The following is an 18,367-nucleotide window of genomic DNA, read 5'->3' as shown; positions in this document are numbered from 1 at the left end:
ATATCCAGTCTCCTTACGGAGCCTGAATCAGATCGCAGCCCTCACATCAATGGGTCCTGACCCTAACTTGGCGTTCTTTGGCTGAAACGCGCATTCAAAGCTGCAGTGTGGATCGGCGACGAAGCCGACCCCCGGCTCAAGTTGGCGCAACTATTTGAAAAGATTCCGGAAGGAGGGATATTGGTAGGGTCCCAATCGGCGCTTATCGGGACCCCGCCTCTGGATATTTCTCGTTGCAATACAGCGGTGTGGATGAAATTCTACGGGGTCCCCCTTCGGCACCGATCCACACCCCTCAGGATGCGGCGGATGGTGACAAGTGGATCGACGACTTGGTTAAACTTACGGCGCAATCAGGTGATGAATAGGCAGAAGGGCGGCACCGATCGCCGCCGCCCTGCCCTGAAGTAGTGACGCCTTGATCGGTGGGACCTGGCGTCCTCCAAGGCGCTCTCCCCACCCTATGTCGCGCAATCTGTTCGCCAATCCGTCAAGGACGCGATCGGGCAGCGTTCCCGAAATAACGATCGACGCAGGATCGAGCCAGGCGATCCCGCTTAGGACGGCCAACTCAAGCTGCTCCGCAGCGCGCGCAATCCATTCTTCGACGATGTCTTCATGTTGGACGAGAGGCTCCGCAAGGTGCCGCAGACCGATCCGCCCGCCGCCATTCGCCTCGAGAGTTTGAACGAGGTCAACGGCGGATGGACGCGGTCTGTCGAGCGGGTAGAGAACGCCGATCTCGCCCGCATTCGCATATTCGCCAGGAAAGAGCTGGTCATCCGAAATGCAGCCTGCGCCGACCCCGTGCCCCAGGAAAAGCACGAGCATGCTCGAACCCTCGCGCCGCCCGGCCTGATAATATTCGGCGATCGCCGCCGCGTTGGCGTCATTCTCGATCCACACTGGTCCGCCCAGCGCCTCGCTGAGTAGTGTGGAGAGATCATGGCCGCGCCACGAATGCATGCGTTCGACCGTGTGTCGCTGCGCGCGCGAGCCGACCGAGAAGCCCGGAACGCTAATGCCGAAGCCGAGAAAGCGGGCATGGCGAAGGCGAAGATTGGCCGTAATGGCATCGACCTCATCGGACAACAACTGGGCAAAATGCTGCGGCTCGCCTTCGTCCCAGGGGCAGCTCTTCTGGGCCAGCGGGTTGCCGGCGAAATCGACGACACTGATATCGATCCAACCGGGATGGGTCGCCGCGCCGATCGCATAGGCCCCATTTGGGCGCAGATGCAAGGGAAGCGAGGGCCTGCCGCGCGCGCCGGCTTGCGCTTCGGCTTCCGAGACCAGCCCGAGCGAAATGAGCTCGCGCGACAGCCGGGTGATCACACCGTTGTTGATGTCGAGAAGACGGGACAGCTCGATGCGCGATCGCGGCTCGTCGTTCCGAAGCGTGCGGAGGAGACGCTTTTGATCTTCTCCAAGTTCGATTTCTGGACGTGGATGCACGTGGGCTCCCCGAGCGTGATGGGCGTCGAGCCCTCATTCTATGGCACATAAATAATTTTCTGCAACAAATTACATTACCTCGCGCCGATTGTGGCTGGCACAATTTACTATTTATCTGCAACATTAAATAAAACTGACACAGTCGGAGCCTAGCCCCGCCCTGGCGGGGAACAGATCCCGATTCGACAAGGGGGTATAGCGTTATGAAATATTGGCTTTCCGTGGGATGCTGTCTGGCGGCGCTCGCAAGCGGACGCGCACATGCGCAATCATCCCCTTCTGGCGCCGATACCGCTGACGCGCAGCCAACCGACATCGTCGTGACCGGCTATCGCGAGAGCATTGAGGCAGCCCGGGATGCCAAACGCGATTCGGCTGCGGTCACGGACTCGATTGTGGCAGAGGATATCGCTGCGTTTCCGCAGGCCAATCTGTCGGAAGCTGTCCAGCGCATCTCCGGCGTGCAGATCCGACGCGACTTCGCCGGGGCGGTCGGCAACGAGATCAGTATCCGTGGCCTGGGCCCGGAATATACGCAGGTCACAATCAATGGCCAGGCCGCGCCGACCAATGGCGAGGACCGAACCTTCAATTTCAACATCCTCCCAGCAGACATGTTCCGCAAGGTCGAGGTGCTCAAGTCCCCCACCGCCGACACGGACGAAGGCGGTGTTGGCGGCACCGTCGCGTTGGAAACCATTCGGCCCCTCGATCTCAAGGACCGGCTTCTCGCCGTGTCGGCGGGGGGCAACTACAACGAAATCACCGACAAGCTCGATCCACGCGGCTCACTGGTTGCAGGCGGCCGACTGGCACCAAATTTCGGTGTGATCGGCTCGCTTTCCATCGATAATTTCGCGGCGGCGTCGCAATCCTACGACGCGGTGCGCTGGACGCGCAGCAACCTCGATGTGAACGGAGACAAGGTCAACGATTATAACGACGTCTTCGTCATGTACCCCCGGATGATCAACGAACGGCAGGACGTGCGCCGCATCTCGGCGAGCGGGCGTATCGAGTGGGAACCGACCGACAAGCTTACGATCCTGGTGGACGGTCTCTACACGAATTTCCGCCAGGATTATGAGCGTACCAGCCCCATCTGGAACTTCCCCGGCGGCAAGACGGTCAAGGACATCCATGTCGATGGGAGTGTGGTCGATTATATCTCCTTCGGCTCGGTCGTGCTGCGATCCGAGAACCACAAAACGCTCCGCCAGACTGAAATGTATCAGGGCTCCGCGGCGGCCGAATATAAGTTCGGCGACTGGAGGCTGAAGGGCTTCGCTTCCAAGAGCCGAAGCACCCAAGATTCTGAAGAGTTCGTCTATTTCGGCGACAAGACGGCTGCCGCCGCCTACGATACGCGGGACGATATCGATTATTATGAGATCATCTCTCCGACCAATATCGCTGACCCGGCCGAATATACGACTTCGGAAGCGCGCCGAAATCTGATCAACACGCGCGATGATGACTTTTCGGGCGGTCTCGAGCTGAAAGGGCCGGCTTTCCCGCATGTCACCCTGAAGCTCGGCGTCAAATATCGTGACCGACAGCGGACACGAGAACGATATGCCGTCACCAGAACCAAAATAAACGAACCCTTTTCATTGATCGGCGACGTTCTGACCGGGTTCCTCGACGATGAACCCGGCGCCGCCAGCGGCCCGCATGCCTTCGCCATTTCGGATTTCGACAAGGCCTACCAACTCTACGGCAGCAAGCTCGATATTTCGACCGGCACCGATCTCACCAACTTCTTTGACGTCGAGGAAAAGACCTGGTCGGGCTATGGCATGGCGACTTACCGCCACGGCCCCTGGCTCGCCAATGCCGGCTTGCGGGTGGTCCATACGTCGGTGACGTCGAACGGCATCGAATATAACAAGGGCGACAAGACCAGCACCGAGCGGAACTTCCACTCTGAGTATGCCGATTTTCTCCCGAGCCTGAATCTGCGCTACGAACTGACCAAGGGGCTTTTCCTGCGGGCGGCCGCCGCGCGCGTGATGACGCGTCCGAGCCTCAGCGATCTTGCCGCTTACCGCACCATCGACGACGCGAACCTCATCATCTCGGCCAAGAATCCCGATCTCAAGCCGTTCCGTGCCAATCAGTTCGACCTGGCTGCCGAATGGTATTTCGGCAAAGGCGGGCTGCTGTCGGCGGGCTATTTCTACAAGGATATCGAATCCTTCATCGTGACCGAGTCCGTGCCGTTCGAATATAATGGCCAGACCTATGAATTGCGGCATCCGGTCAACGGCAACAATGCCCGGGTCCAGGGAGTCGAGGTGAATTACCAGCAGCCTTTCACCTTTCTGCCTGGACCGCTCAGGAATCTTGGTATCGTTGCCAACTACACGTTCACCGACAGCAGTTTCCGGGATACGGTTTCTGGCACGACCCTGGCTTATGGCCTGCCTGAGAACTCAAGGCATAGTTTCAACCTCATCGGCTATTATGAGGACAAGGACCTCAGCCTTCGGATCGCTTACAACTACCGCAGCAAATTCCTGCGCGAGAAACCCAACGAGCAGGATGGTCTCAAATATCGCAGCGCCTACGGCCAGGCCGATTTTGCCGCGCGCTACAAGCTACTGCCGAACCTCGCGCTGACGCTCGACGTGCTGAACCTGTTCAGCGCCGAAACGGACGAATGGGTCTATGAGCCGCGCCTGACGGACGGCCGCTTCACGACCGGCCGCACCGTTCAGTTCGGCCTCAGGGCGTCGTTCTGATGCCGCGGAAGGGGAATCGCATGACGAAGCCCGTGCTGCTCACCTTCGGCGCGTTGGTGGCGCTGGGCACTGTCACGGCGTGCGCGCGGGACGGGACGCTGGCCAGGAATGAACGATTGCTGCGCGCGCCCGCCGCGCCGGGTGTGATGGTCGCTTCGCACCGCGCTTGCTGGAAATCGGCGTCGGAAAATTCGCTGGACGGCATCCGCGCCTGCATCGCGCACGGCATCGACATCATCGAGATCGACATCCGGGTCACAGCCGATGGCCGGCTCGTGCTCATGCACGATTCGACGCTCGATCGCACGACCAATGGCCATGGCAGGGTCTCCGAGATTACGTTCGAGGCGCTTCGGAAACTCCGGCTCAAGCCTGCGGGCGGCGGCCGGGACATTACTATGCTGAGCGACCGCCAGGTGCCGACGCTGGAAGAGGCGCTGGCCGTCGCCAAGGGCCGCATCCTCATCAACATGGATGCCAAGGATCCTGTCCAGGAACGCATCTTCGAGATGGTCGAGAAAACAGGCATGGCGGATCAGGTCATCATGAAGATGAGCGCGGACCCCGATGCGCCCGAGCTCGCCACCAGCCGGTTTGCCTCGCGATCGATGTTCATACCGGTGATCTTTGCCTGCACGCCCAAGATGGTTGCCGCCGGGCAGTTTTGCGCCAGCGCGCTCGACCCGCTCCTCACCCGCTATGACCGCTATCACCCGGTTGGTTACGAGCTGAATTACACAGACCCCGCCTTCATCCAGAACCCGGCGGCGGCCACAGCGCGCGGAAAGGGGCGGTTGTGGATCAATTCCCTCAAGCCCGAGCAGGCCGGCGGAGTGTCCGATGCGACAGCCGTTACGGACCCCGATGGCGTGTGGGGCAAGCTCATCGACCAAGGCGCAACAATCATCCAGACCGATCATCCCGAAGCGCTGCTCGAATATCTGCGGCGTCGCGGGCTGCATCAATGATGGAAATTTGCCACCAGCGGCTTGAAGGGCGCTTCAAATAGTTGAAGAAACGAAGTTCTCACTCTGTCTTCAAAGACTTCTGCGGGATGATTCGAAGTCAAGTTCCTTTGTGGCTGCTTCCATGTCGCGGTGCACTTCTACCACCTCATCCGTTCTGTCCAAGATAGAGCTGGCGGTGGAAGGCGAACATATCGTCGAAGGTGCAATATTCAGGAGCGGCAAAGGCGATTTCAGGGCTTCTAGAAGCAATCCGATTGGCCCACTCTGGCCAAATCCGTTTGACTTCGCGCTCCTCGGTGGCATCGAACCAGGATATCGGATAACCGAACGAGATATGGAACTCATAGCTGTCGTGACCTGGCGATTGGATTTTCAGGACGTTGGCAAGCCGGTCCCGAAGTCGTCGCAGTTTCGCGCTCTCGGCATCATCGAACGGTTGCAGGTGGAACACCAGCGTGCGGCCGTTTTCCGGGCTTTGTTGCGGGGAGACCCGCATCCGGATGGGAAGGATATTACCGAGCTCGAAGCTGCGAAGTCGCTCCACCAGCGCCCGGTTGACGGCTTCGAGAGGCATGTCGAGCGGCAGGTCGGCGGGCCAACTCTCCCGCTTGCGTGATTGATCATTGGCGACGCCGAAAACCGTCATGTGGTAGGATGACGGTGGCAGCATCGCGACCTTCCGCATGAAGCGGTGTCTCGGCGCCTCCCGGAAGATGTCGAGAATCGAATTGAAGCAGGCCGCGTGCTCCCCCTGTTGCGGCAGATGGCAGATGATCGTGCTACCCGCAAACGGATGCACCCGCCCATCGGGATAGAATTTTCTGCCTACATCCGGCGGGTAGGTTGGGGACTGCCGTGCCAGCAAGCTCGAAGGGGCGGTGGTGATACCTGCCGCCGCCCCGGCCGCCGCCAGTCCCAGGAAATTGCGTCTGCTGGTCCCAGCCAGTAAATCAGCCATTTGTATCCCTCTCTCGCGACCTTTCAGCGCGGTCAGAACTTCGCGCGCGCGCCGAGCAGGAAGAAGCGTCCGGTGTTGCTGAAGCGGATGCTCCGGTCCTCTGTTTCAGCGTAGCGATGCTGTCCTTCATTGAGCAGATTCAGCGCATTGAACGTCAGCACAATCTTGTCGGTGATCGAATACTGGACGTTCATATCGAGCTGCCCATAGGCGCCGATAAAATTGTTGCGCTCCCTGCCGCCTCTGACTTCATCCAGATACTTGTCGCGCCAGGAATAGGCGAACCGCGTGGAGAATGGTCCCTTCTCGTAGTAGACGACCGCATTGACGCTCGAGCGTGACTGACCGCGAAGCAGCGTCGTGATGTCTTCGCCATTGAAGCTGATCGTGGATTTGCTGTCGGCGTAGGTGTAGTTCGCGACGAAGCCGAAATCCGAGAAGAAGGAGTCCCGCCCGATAAGGCTTGAGAGCGGGGCCTGCAGGCCGATCTCGAAGCCGCGAACGTAGGCCGAATCGCCGTTGACGGGGCGGCTCACGTCAAAGACTTGTCCGGCGCGAGGGTCCGATGCCCCCAGCACGTCGGCGCCGAGCGTTTCACTAGAGGAAACGCGCGTCACGAAGCCGCTGACCTCCTTGTCGAACAGGGCCAAGGATAGCAGCGCTTCATTGCTGAAATACCATTCCAGCGAAGCATCGTAGTTCCATGCCGTGTAGGGTTTCAAAAAGGGATTACCGAAGCTCGCCATATTGACGCCGACGGCGACGGTGCCGCCCGGCGTCAGGTCCGTGATCGTCGGGCGGGTCAGGGATTTGGCAACGCCAAGGCGGAGCATGAGATTACTCGCCAGTTCGGCCGTGACATTCGCGCTCGGCAGAACCTCGGTGTAGGTGCTGCTCACGGTGATTGGGGAAACGCTGGTCGGGTAGCCGGTCGAGGACTGCTCGGTGTTGACCACCCGCACACCGACGTTGCCGCGCAGAGGCAGCGAAGACACATTGTGCGCGTCGAACTCCGCCTGGAAATATCCGGCCCACGTTTTTTCCTTCACCGCGTTCGTGGAGATCAGCCGCTGCGGCGGCTCGTAGCCAGCCGGGATCAGCGCGGTGCTGTTGAGGATGTTGTCGAAATCCACGACCGGCCAGTTGCGGATTATGCCAGGCGCACTTTCGCCCTTGAAAAAGTGGTCGGTCGGAAGGTCGATAGCATAGTCCCGGAAGTTGGCGGTGGTCCGCACCGTTCCATCGAACTGCACGGTATCCTTCTTCCCATCGTTGAAACGGCCGCCCGCCTTGAGCGCCGACAGGAAGGTGCCGAGCCGCCATTCCACGTCGCCCTGCACCGAGAACTCCCGATCGGTAACATCGGTGTTGATGAAGCGGGCGACGTGGCTGGCGTAGTTGGCCGGGTCGAGAATGTCTCGGCCGATGCCCTCGATCACCGGGAAGATCCGGTCGGTGAAGTCATAGTGGAAGGCGCCGAAGCTGGACCACGTCGAACGGAACTCGTCGGTGGTGCGGCTGGCGTCGGAATAGCCGACCTTGCCCTTGATCGCGAGATTGTCGGCGGCGTCCCATTGTGCGTCGGCGTTCAGCAGAAGCAGCTTGTCCTGATAGGGCGTCTGGACGTTCTCGGAACGGCTCTCCACGTTCGGCAGGTCGGCCGAAACGATGAGGCCGGTCGCGTCGACCGTCGGCGGAGAGAGCGGGTTTTGGATGTTGGCAGCAACAATCTGCCCGTCAATCGAATAGCGACGGCGCATTTCCTTAACATTCGCATAGGCAACATCAAAATTGAGCTGGAAGCTATCGGCCGGTCGGAATTGCATGGCGCCGGTGATGCCAAGCCGCTTGCGATGGATATTCTCGTTCACGTAGCGGGGGATGAAGGGATATTCTACGTTCCTGGTTTCCCTGACGCCATCGCCATCGGCGTCGATGTCGGTCAGTATGAAACGCAGCCCCTCGGCGTTGTCCTGGCGCAGACTTTGCTCCGAGTAGGAGACTGAGGCCAGTACGCCGATCGTGCCGTCCGCGAAGGTCTTGCTCACGATGGCGGACAGGCGCGGATCAATGTCCTTGGAGACGTCGTTGTATTGCGCCTGCGCCGATACGCCGAGAACAGGCCGGTCGCTCTTGTAGTCGAAGGGGCGAGCGGTGCGGAGGTCGACCGTGCCGGCCAAACCGCCTTCGGTTTGCTCCGCCATGTGGGACTTGTGAATCTGAACGTTGGTGAAAAGCTCCGATGCAAAGACGTCGAAGCTCACTTCGCGGCCGGAGTTGCCCGATGTCACAGTTTGCCCGTTGATGGTGACGCGTGTAAACTGTGAGGCCAGGCCACGGACGGCGATGTTCGTCGCCTCGCCCAGCGACCGCTCGACTGTCACACCCGTAATACGCTGGAGCGAGTCCGCGATGTTGAGGTCGGGATAGTCCATGAGGTCTTTCGCCGAAATGCCATCGACGATGCCAGCGGCTGTGCGCTTCTGATTGAGAGCGCGGGCCAGGGATCCACGGACGCCGGTAACGACGATTTCCTCGCCTTCCACCCCCTCATCCGCCACGGTGGCCCGATCATCGGTTAGCGCGGGCTCGACCGGATCGGCCGTCGTCTGCGCAGACGCAAGGCAACTCCATGCGCCGCAGACCAGGACGGTGGCTATAGCCGTAGACCGTCTGAGCCGGCCAAGAAAAATGCATTGCATGAGGTTCCCCTTTGTTCGCTCAAAAAACCGGCGCCGGTCAGGCGCACACCAATCCCAAGCGCATCAAAAATTGCACTCGATATGGATGTGCGACTCGACTGAGTCAGCGCTATATGCGATCAAATGAACATGTTTCTTGTATGTTTTGTGACGGAAAGCTTTTTAGAACATTTTTGGCGTATAGGCCTGCCAATGTGCTACGGGCGCAGTTCAACCGAAAAACCAGTGGCGATTCATGGCGAAATCCGTGTTGCAGAGTGTCCAGGCCCAATTTCCTTCGCTTTCGCGCAGCGAGCGCCGCCTGCTGGGCCTCGTGTTCCGCCGGGGCGAGATGATCCAGGCCGCGCTGGCCGAGGAACTGGAACTCACCCAGCAATCAGTCTCACGCATTGTAGGTGGGTTGATCGAGCGGAACCTTCTGCGCTTCGGAAAGCAATTGAGCATGGGGAAGCGCGGCTATCCCACTACCACCGTCGAGCTTGTTCCAGACTTCGCGTCCGCGGCCGGCGTCGCGATCATGGCGAATGGTCTCGCGTTCGCCGTCGTGGACTTCGCGGGCCGCGTGCAGGTCGAGCGTAAGGTCGCGCTCGATTCCATGACCGTCGATGCAGTGATGGACTGGGTGAACAAGACGCTGGCCGAAGTATCCGCCTCGGGCATCGTCCCCCAATCCGGCGTGGTCGGGTTGGGAGTCAGCGTGGCGGGATCGTTCACCGGCGAAGGCCCCGGCTTCAACACCCCGCATTATCTCGATCATTGGGCCAACATCGCCGTCACTTCCCTGTTCACCGAGCGCGTCGGCCTGCCCGCCTGGGTGGACAATGACGGCAACACCGCAGCGCTGGCGGAAAGCGTGATCGGCGTCGGCCGATGGGCCAACAGCTTCGGCTATCTCAATATCGGCGCAGGCGTAGGCGGAGGCATCATCCTGGACGGTGAGCCATGGCGCGGCCGCTTCGGCAACGCCGGCGAGTTCGCCGGCGGCCTGCCGCCCAACATCTACCCCTTTCCCAATCTGGAACTGCTGCGGCAACTCGTCGGGCGTGGCGGTCAGGTATTCGACACCGTGCGCGAATTGGTCGAGCACTACGATCCCGCATGGCCGGCCATAGACGATTGGATCGCGCGCGTTCGCGATTCCGTGTCGATCATCGCTTCCAATGCGACCGCGATCCTCGATCTGGAGGCGATCGTATTCGGTGGGCTCATGCCGAAGGATTTGACCGAGCGGCTGATCCCGCGCGTAGAACTGTTCGATCAGAAACGCCGTGCCCAGTTGCGCCCGACCGCCAAGTTGGTCCCCACGGAGATCGAAGGCTACGCTGGAGCGATCGGCGGCGCCATGCTACCGCTACGCGCGACTTTTTTCCGTTAGGTCATGAGGAACTCGGCGGCGGCCGGCGATCAGCCGCCAGCCCAGAGCCGCAACGGCGCAAACGGTTCCAGCAAGAACCGGAGGCACCACCATCAGGCTAACCAGCATTTCGCTGTCATCTCCGCGATAGTCGATGCGGGAAAGCATCAGGCCAAGCGCCAATCCGCTGATCGCCAACGATAGTTTGGAAGAGGCACCGAACAGAGCATAGCACCACGCTTCCTTGCCTCGTGCGTGTCGGGCGACCGCATCGGCAAAGGAGGCCCAGATCGCTATGCCGATACCACCGCCGGCGGCGCCAAATGCCAACGCGCCCGCCAGCACCGCGCCGCCCCCAATCCCGGCGACAAAGGAGAACAGCACCGCCGCCAGCACGATCGCGGCAGCCGTGATGACAATCAACACGGCGCGCGAGCAGCGCTGCGCGAGCATTCCCCAAAAAGGCTGAGCAACTGTCATGCCTACCGCGACAGCCATAGCGACGCCGCTGCCAAGGAGCGGGTCGCGCAGGACGAAGGCGGCGAAATACGGCTCGACCTTGGAGAAGGTCGGCGCTGCCAGCGTGACAACGAACATGAGGCCGATCAACAGGCGAATATCAATTGGGAGGTATCCGCCTCGAGTGTCGGCATCAGGTAACGACGGATCGGTCGCGCCTCTTATAGCGCGCGCGAGCAACCAGGCTGATGCAATCGCGACCACCGACAGGCCCGCGCCGATCTTGCAAAACAGAACGGCCCGGTCGGCGGCTGCGCCCGATCCGAGCAATGGCGCGAGCGTCGCTGCAATCGTGAGGGCAGCAAGTCCGCTAAAGACATATCGTATCGCGGCAACATTCGTGCGGGCACGCTCGCCGTGCGTGGCAAGGCTCAGCAAGCTGTTTTGCGGAATGTCATAAAGCGCATATGAAAGGCGGAAGGCGAGACTTGCCGCAAAGGCTCCGCCCAGCCTGACCTCACCCGGCAGCCAGTGGCAGGCGAATATCATGGTCATGCTCACGGCGCTGGCAACTGCCCCAAGGAACTGCAGGCGGCCGGCGTTGGCGGCGGTTGGCAACAAGTGCGAGAGCCGGGATCCAACCGCGATATTGAGCGCTGCGCTCACCAGCAGGCCGAGCGCGAGGATCAGGCCCATCTGATTGGCCGGGATCGCGGCGACTTCAGTGAGGAAGAAAGCGAACAGGAGTTCGCTCACATACCAGAACAGGCTTTTGCCATAGTGGGCGCCACCATAGATCGCGGTCGCGGCCCATTCGCTGCGCACGCCAAGGCCGTGTCCTACAGCCTGTCTGTCATGTTCATGCACCGGCACGAGGGCTACCACTCTCCGGTGCGTAGCACGCACTCATGACAGATCGGGGCAGGCTCACCTCGCCGGCGAGCGCTGCGGCGATCCAGCACTCGACCGGACTGGCGGCCTTCACCCAAGGGGCACGTTGCACATGGGCGTAGATCATTTGTCGAACGCAGGTTGGCGTAGCGGAGGATCGCACCGGTCAGCGCCAGCGCGCGCAGTTCGAGGTCACAGTGGCGCCGACCGTATGGCGAAGCGTGTGCGCGGTGACTCGGCGTTCTCAACGATCTTCTCGACGCCCTTAAGCGGCGTAGCGGCCGCCACGTAAGGCCGTCGAATTTGGAGGCCTGGCCTGCCAAAGTGCGGCATATGGGCTTTCTCAAGCAAGTGGCGGATGGCCAGGCTAACCGCTCCGTAAATCGCCACTGCTTCAGTGGTTCGGAAGAAGGCTCTGGTAGATCGGCAGGGAGGCAGCTCCGATCATTCCCGCGGAGGAGCCGAGCGATGATGCGAGGAGCGGCGGGATGGGTAAGTCGTCCATCGGCCGCAATATGGACTCCAGGTCAATGGCCCCTGCAAGCCGGTTCGTGATGGATGGCGGGAGGCGACCGGCAAGAATGACGGCCTCAGGACCAAAGAACCGGCTGACGCGCGCAATATCACCGCACAACTGCCCCGCCGCCCGCAGGACCCACCGCTCGACCACCTCGCTGCCATCGGGCAGCCGCTCCAGATCGTCGAAATCATCAACGTCGATGCCGGCCCCCTTCAGCGTTTCCAGAAGATCCTGACCCGACGGCCGGGGCGAGCCATAGGGATAATATTGGCCCATGATGCCGGCGTTGCCCAGTGCGCCCCGATAGGGCCTGCCGTCGATGACAAGGCCGCCGCCAACGCCGTGGCCGATATGGACAAGCATGAAGGTTCGATAGGCGTTGCCGACGCCCATCACGCGCTCGCCGATGGCGCAAACCCGGCCATCGTTCTCGAGAATGACCGCAGTGCCGAGGATGCTTTCAAAGCATTCGGAAATGGCCGGGTCGCGCAATTCGGAGAAATAGACATGCGGCAGCCAAGTGCCTTCCGCACTGAAATCGGCGGGCATCGAAATGCCGACGCCTAGCAGCTTGTCGCGATCCAGTCCTCCGGCCTTGATCATTTTGTCGAGCGTACGCCTTACCACGCGAGCGATCGTTTCAGGATCGGGCCGCTCGAGAGCCGTGCGTTTCGTCGCGATCAGCGTGCCAGCGAGGTCGACCAGCGCGACCTCAAGATAGCTGTGCGAGAAATTCACTCCCGCCGAGAACGCCGCTGAGCCGTTGATAATCACGGGACGGGCTGGTTGTCCGCGCTGGCCCTTGCGGGACGCTTGCTCGACCAGCAGCCCCAAATTGGTCAATTCCTGCACGATCTGCGAGATCGCCGGCCGTGTGAAGCCGGTCGTGGCCGCGATCTCGGCGCGCGAGGATGGCCCGTTTCGCCAAACGGCATCAAGCACTTGACGATAGCTGAGGGAAAGATTGCCGAACATCGTAGCCATGGCATCTCCTCGCCGATTTGCCGCACAGGATCAATGCGCCAATCGGGTCCCGCTGTCATTTAAATTAAGATCATGACCTTAATAAAAGTGTCACTGCGCGACGGTAGCTGGGTGCCGAACGGGGCGAACCGCCCGCGCGAATCAACGGGGACATGATCATGCAGCGCTTCAAAATCCGCCTCGCCCATTCGGCGAGCGCTTCGGTCCTGGTAGGCCTGGCCTGCGCAATCACGCCAGGTCCGGCGATGGCGCAGGAGCCGCCAGACGACGCCACCGCTCCCGCCGAGGAGATTGTCGTCACGGCGCGGCAGTCGGTCGACACCCCCGTCGAAACCATCAAGCGGGACGCGCCTGCAATCGTCGATTCGATCACCGCGGAAGAAATCGAAAAGACGGCGGACATCACGCTGCCCGAAGCGCTCGATCGGGTGGTCGGCGTGAGTTCGGATGGCTTCTTCTCGTCCAGCGACGCCGGCTACGTCTCGCTTCGCGGCTTCGACTCCCGCTATAACAGCATGGCGATCGACGGAAATCCGATCTGGTTCAGTAGCCAGAACAACCGCGGGGCGCAGATCGGCATGTTCCCTTCGGCGATCGTCAAGGAAACCAGTGTCTACAAGACCGTGACGCCCGATATCGACGGCAACTCGGTCGGGGGGCATATTTCGCTGCGCACGCTGCGCGCCTTTGACGGCGGCACCCAGCCCTTCTTCAAGGCGGGTGTCCGGATCGGCATTCCGGAACAGGGCAGCCGGGTCAGCGACCAGCAGTCCTATCAGGCCTATGGCGCGGGCAAGTTCACGTTCGGACCCGACAAGCGCTTCGGCTTCGTCTTCGGCTTCAACCGCCAGCATACCGCAGACACCGACGACATGGGCTCGGTCAGCGGCTATTCGCGGGTGGCGGGACCGGATGGAGACCTGGTCGACGTCATCAACGGCAACGTGTTCTCGCGGCAGAGCGCGGTCGACAAGGAGACCAGAAACACGGCGATCTTCGCCAAGCTCGAGACGCGCATCGAGGACGAGATGTATGCGTTCATCTCGGGCAACCTGTTCGACGAGACCAAGAATTACTACGTCCAGCGCGCCGGCCCGTTCATCGCTCCCACCGGCGGGCGGACGGTCACGCCGACAGGTCCCGGAACCGCCGACTTCACCAACGGGCAGGGCCAGGTCCGCGAGTTCGACTATGTCATCGAGCGCAATGCGAAGGTGCTCGGCGCCGGGCTCGATCTGCGCGTGCTCGACAAGGGCGTGCTCGTCGTTCGCGGCAACTATACTGACTACAGGAACGACACATTGACCCGTAACACGGGCGCCGGCTTCCGCCTGTCGAGCTTCAACGGCAGCTACGATATCAGCGGCGACACGCCGATCATCACGCCGTCGAACCCGACCCTTTACAACGATGCGAGCCGCTGGCTGTTCTCGAACACGGCCAACACGTCGTCCTCGGCGGCCTATCTGCGCTACCAGCCGCTGCGCGACAAGGTCTATACGCTGGGAACCACCTTCAACTACAACAACCAGGCGAATGCCGAAGGGTTCGGCGCGTCGGCCGGCGTCAACTGGGTGCGGCTCGACCGGACGTTCGACCAGACCCAGGATTTCTACGCGCTCAAATCCGGCGTGACGCTCAACCTGGCGCAGATCGCCGGCCCCTCGATGGCCAGCAACCAGGCGGCGTTGGGCAATTACGACGCATTTTACGATTTCCTCGTGGCTAATGGGAATGTCCGCCGCGACGAGGCCCTGACGACCGATTATAGGCTGCGGGAGGACATCCTCGCCTTTCATGGTGCGGCCTATTATTCGGTGGGCGGCTTCAAGCTCCTCGGGGGCGTCCGCTATGAGCATACGAGCGATGACACCGTTACGGGTCAGGTAGTCTCGGGGATAAATCAGCCGCTCAGCCGGGCCAACAAATATGGCAAATGGCTGCCCAATCTGCAGGTCGCCTACGAGGCCTCGGATCGGCTGAAGCTGCGTGCGGCCTTCACCAAGACGCTTGGCCGCGCCGACTTCCAGGATTTTGCGCCGGGTGTCACCACGACCTTCGACGCGAACGGCGTCACGGTCATCAACGGAAGCAATGGCGAGATCGGCACGCGCGTCTCCACCAATTATGATGCGAGCGTCGAATATTATCTCGACGGTGGCCTGCTGGCGCTGGCCGTCTTCCACAAGGAACTCGACGGCGAGATTTTCCGGCAGCGCACGGAAGTCACGGATGCCAACGGCATGCTCACCGAAATCCGCACGATCCCGCTCAACAACGGCAAGGCGCGGGTCACGGGTGTCGAAGTGACGGCGAGCAAGCGGCGCCTGGATTTCCTGCCTGCGCCGTTCGACCGGCTGGGGCTTAGCGCTAACTTCACCTATCTCGACGGCAAGTGGGACGTGGTCTTCACCGATGGTGCGACGCGCTCGGTCGGCGGGCTGCGCAACCAGCCCAAGTGGCTGAGCAACGTTCGCCTGAGCTACGATTTGGGCCCGGTTGACTTGAACCTCAACTATCGCGGCCGCGGCCGGACATTCACCGGGACATTCGGAACCGTGAAGGAAGAGGACGTCTATATCCGCCCCCAGCACATGCTGGATTTCCAGCTCAACGTGACACCCAACGAACGTCTTCGGGTGACCTTCGACGCGAAGAATCTGACGAAGGAATATCAGAGACAGACGATCGGTATCGACGATTCCCTGTTCAATTCCCTGGGGCGCGGCCGGGAGTTCTGGCTCGGCCTGCACTTTCGATATTGACCCATTGGAAGGCTTGTCGGCGCACGCTGGCAGCCCAGCCTCTCAGTTTCCTCATTCCCTGGATTCACCATGCGCATATCCTCCCTCTTCGTGCTGGCAGCAACCCTCTGCCTGAACATGCCAGCGCCATCGAGCGCCGCGCCTGCTTCGGCCGATCGAGCAGCATTCGAGACTTTGCGCGCGCGCGTCCTGCGACCGCCGGCCGGCCATGTGATCGTCGTTGCCCACCGTGCGTGTTTTGCGGCTGCACCGGAAAATTCGCCGCAGGCGATCGACGCCTGCTGGCGGCAGGGCGTGGAAGTCGTCGAAAATGATGTGCGAAGCACCAAGGATGGCGAACTGGTGCTCATGCATGACAATACGGTTGACAGGACCACGACCGGCTGGGGTTATCTCGACGATCTGACGCTAGCGGATCTGGGCAAGCTCAAGCTGCGCGACGGGGCGGGCGGCGCGGGTGCGCCGATTACGCCCTATCCGGTCACGACACTGCGCGACTATTTCCGCGCAGCGAAGAACAAGGTGATGATCAACCTCGAGCTCAAACCGTCGGCATCGGCCAGCTTCGAAGTGCTCCTGGAGAAGTCGCTGCAGATCGCCGAAGAGGAGGGCGTCCTCGACCACATCATCCTGAAGGTCCCGGACACCTTCAGCCACGGGAAGGTCAGCAAGGAGCACATCCTCGGCAAGCTGAAGCTTCCCAAGGGTCTCGCCATCTGGCCGATCATCTGGCAGGCGAGCGCCCGTGGCGCGCCGGGCGAGCGTCTGGGCGGGCTCGAAGCCTATGGGCCCGCGGGATATGAAGTCCCGTTCCTCGGGCAGGAGTTTTTTCGCGGCATCGCAGCGGACAAGCGCGTCCAGGGGCGTCCGGTCATGGCGGTTGCCGTTGAGCCCTATTGGAGCGGCGGGTTCAGCGACGATATCTCCATGCCGAATCCGGATGCCGGCTGGGGCAGGCTCATAGCTCTGGGCGCCAACGTCATCATGACCGACCATCCCGAATATCTCTTGCGCTACCTCTGTGAAATGGGTCACCGGCATACAGGGCAAGGCGAGGCTGGCTGTTCCGCTCGATAGAGGTCGCGGGCGCCCGCTTCTGCGTCCGCTCGTAGCAGTGTCACTGCTGGTTCCAGTGTTTCACTTTATGGTCACCTGAACCGCTTAAGGATGATCGCCTTCACCTTGCAGGAGTGGGTTCATCCTTGGCCGGGCAGACAGTTGGGGGGCGACGCTGGCCTATGGCTTTGCCCATCTCGGCAAGAGCCTGTTCTGGTATGCGAGCGAGCTGCTCTTCGCCTATTTCCTCACCGAGCTGGCCGGGCTTTCCATCCATCATATGGGCATTGTTCTCGCCACGGGTTTTCTCGTTAGCGCGGCGGTCGATCTCATCGTGGGCCGTTGGCTGGAAAGACGATTGACGACGGCAGCATCGGCGAGCCGTATCCAGCTCGTTGGCGCGGTCCTCTGCTCGGCCAGCCTGATCGCGGTGTTCGTTGGCGCCTGGATGCCCGTCGAGCTCCGGTTCGGCTATGCGCTGGCGGCCGGCATTGCCTTTCGCCTGGGCTATGCGGCCTATGATATCCCGCAGAATGCGCTCATGGCGCTGGCGACGGCCGATGCGCATGGGCGGCTGCGCGTCGCCTCGACGCGAATCTGGTTCAGCGGCATGGCAACGCTCATCGTTGCCGCCGCCATCGGGCCGCTGATTGCCAGCCGCGATCAGCCTGAGGCCGTCGTGTTCCTTGTAGGCCTGACCGTGCTGTTTGCGACCGTGGCGATCGGCAGCGCCTGGCTGCTGGCGCAGCTCCTGCACGGCCAGGAGCCCGCCCTTCCGGAGGCGGGTGCCGCTCTCGCACGAGGTCACCCGTCCGTCGATTTCTGGCTGCTTCTCCTGGTGATGGTCGCAACTTCGGTCTTCACGCCCGTCTTCGGCAAGCTGGAGCCCTATTTCGCCACCTATACGCTGCGCTCCGCCTGGTGGGGCGGTGTCGTGATCATCCTGACGGCTGCGGGAATCGTGGCTGGGCAGCCGATCTGGCTGCATCTGTGCGCCCGGGTGTCTGGCGGAGTGGTGATGCTGTTCAACGCGCTGCTCCAGATCGCCGCTCTCACGGCCTTCTGGCTGATCGGTTCGGCATTCCCCGCCGCCTCGGCGGCAGCGGCATTCCTGTTCGGACTGGGCAATGGCGGTGTCGGCATGGTGCAATGGGCGGCGTTCAGCGAGACAGTGGCACGTCTCGGTCCGGGCAGAATGGGCTTGAGCTATGGCCTGTTCGCGGCAGTCGGCAAACTCTCTCTAGCTGTTGGCAGCTTGCTCCTTGCCGCGGCCCTCACCCGGATCGATTTCCGCGGTCCCGATGGTACCGATCTCGTGTTTCTGATGGCGGCAATCCCGGGAACGGGCGCGCTCTGCTGCGGCCTCGTCGGCATTGGGCTATTCGTCGTCGAAAGTGCTGGCAGAAGGCTGGCGAGCCCCATGCGAGGAGGATTTAGTGGGCCGAGCTGAACCACTTACCGGCTGACGCCGGTAGGATCATGCGGAGGGGCTGAAGCCATTCTTGCCGATA

Annotated in this window: 11 protein-coding genes; 6 read left to right on the top strand and 5 right to left on the bottom strand. The window is 61.4% G+C overall.

The features are described 5' to 3' along the window. Positions 1-342 precede the first annotated feature (342 nt). Positions 343-1,455: an ROK family protein gene (locus tag PYV00_RS03130; protein WP_275226793.1), complete on the bottom strand. Its 1,113-nt coding sequence runs from the start codon at positions 1,453-1,455 to the stop codon at positions 343-345. Positions 1,456-1,658: 203 nt separating this feature from the next. Between PYV00_RS03130 and PYV00_RS03125 the strand changes: the two genes are divergently transcribed. Together PYV00_RS03125 and PYV00_RS03120 are read left to right on the top strand one after the other, a co-directional pair. Beyond that, positions 1,659-4,199 carry a TonB-dependent receptor gene (locus PYV00_RS03125; RefSeq protein WP_275226792.1) on the top strand — a complete coding sequence of 847 codons (2,541 nt, stop codon included), beginning with the start codon at positions 1,659-1,661 and terminating at the stop codon, positions 4,197-4,199. A 32-nt stretch (positions 4,200-4,231) separates the two neighbouring features. After that, the gene (locus tag PYV00_RS03120) at positions 4,232-5,167 is read left to right on the top strand and encodes a glycerophosphodiester phosphodiesterase family protein (RefSeq protein WP_275226791.1); all 936 of its coding nucleotides are present in this window, start codon (positions 4,232-4,234) and stop codon (positions 5,165-5,167) included. 145 nt (positions 5,168-5,312) lie between these two features. Here PYV00_RS03120 and PYV00_RS03115 read toward each other — a convergent pair whose 3' ends face one another. Both PYV00_RS03115 and PYV00_RS03110 read right to left on the bottom strand, forming a co-directional pair. Further along, the gene (locus tag PYV00_RS03115) at positions 5,313-6,125 is read right to left on the bottom strand and encodes a DUF1868 domain-containing protein (RefSeq protein WP_275226790.1); all 813 of its coding nucleotides are present in this window, start codon (positions 6,123-6,125) and stop codon (positions 5,313-5,315) included. A gap of 32 nt (positions 6,126-6,157) precedes the next feature. Beyond that, complete coding sequence (locus tag PYV00_RS03110) at positions 6,158-8,827, bottom strand: TonB-dependent receptor (RefSeq protein ID WP_275226789.1); 2,670 nt, start codon at positions 8,825-8,827, stop codon at positions 6,158-6,160. Between the two features lie 235 nt (positions 8,828-9,062). On the opposite strand from PYV00_RS03110, the gene PYV00_RS03105 reads away from it, so the two are divergent. Further along, positions 9,063-10,202, top strand: coding sequence for an ROK family transcriptional regulator (locus PYV00_RS03105; RefSeq protein WP_275226788.1), 1,140 nt, complete (start codon positions 9,063-9,065; stop codon positions 10,200-10,202). Here PYV00_RS03105 and PYV00_RS03100 read toward each other — a convergent pair. Both PYV00_RS03100 and PYV00_RS03095 read right to left on the bottom strand, forming a co-directional pair. Next, a complete protein-coding gene (locus PYV00_RS03100; protein ID WP_275226787.1) occupies positions 10,179-11,465 on the bottom strand; it encodes an MFS transporter in 1,287 nt (428 codons plus the stop codon). The genes PYV00_RS03105 and PYV00_RS03100 overlap by 24 nt on opposite strands. A 460-nt stretch (positions 11,466-11,925) precedes the next feature. Continuing rightward, on the bottom strand, positions 11,926-13,035 hold the full coding sequence (locus PYV00_RS03095) for an ROK family transcriptional regulator (protein WP_275226786.1): 1,110 nt from the start codon (positions 13,033-13,035) through the stop codon (positions 11,926-11,928). Positions 13,036-13,193: 158 nt separating this feature from the next. On the opposite strand from PYV00_RS03095, the gene PYV00_RS03090 reads away from it, so the two are divergent. The 3 genes from PYV00_RS03090 (at position 13,194) to PYV00_RS03080 (ending at position 18,306) form a co-directional block, all read left to right on the top strand. Beyond that, positions 13,194-15,800 (top strand): TonB-dependent receptor, encoded by a 2,607-nt coding sequence (locus PYV00_RS03090; protein WP_275226785.1) that lies wholly within the window; start codon positions 13,194-13,196, stop codon positions 15,798-15,800. A gap of 69 nt (positions 15,801-15,869) precedes the next feature. Beyond that, on the top strand, positions 15,870-16,877 hold the full coding sequence (locus PYV00_RS03085) for a glycerophosphodiester phosphodiesterase family protein (RefSeq protein ID WP_275226784.1): 1,008 nt from the start codon (positions 15,870-15,872) through the stop codon (positions 16,875-16,877). A gap of 121 nt (positions 16,878-16,998) precedes the next feature. After that, positions 16,999-18,306 carry an MFS transporter gene (locus tag PYV00_RS03080; RefSeq protein WP_342803791.1) on the top strand — a complete coding sequence of 436 codons (1,308 nt, stop codon included), beginning with the start codon at positions 16,999-17,001 and terminating at the stop codon, positions 18,304-18,306. The last annotated feature ends 61 nt before the right edge of the window (positions 18,307-18,367 follow it).

The organism is Novosphingobium album (ex Liu et al. 2023), assembly GCF_029076845.1.
GTDB lineage: Bacteria > Pseudomonadota > Alphaproteobacteria > Sphingomonadales > Sphingomonadaceae > Novosphingobium.
The sequence above is the reverse complement of the archived record's forward strand: the minus strand, read 5'-3'. Positions and strand labels throughout refer to the sequence as shown.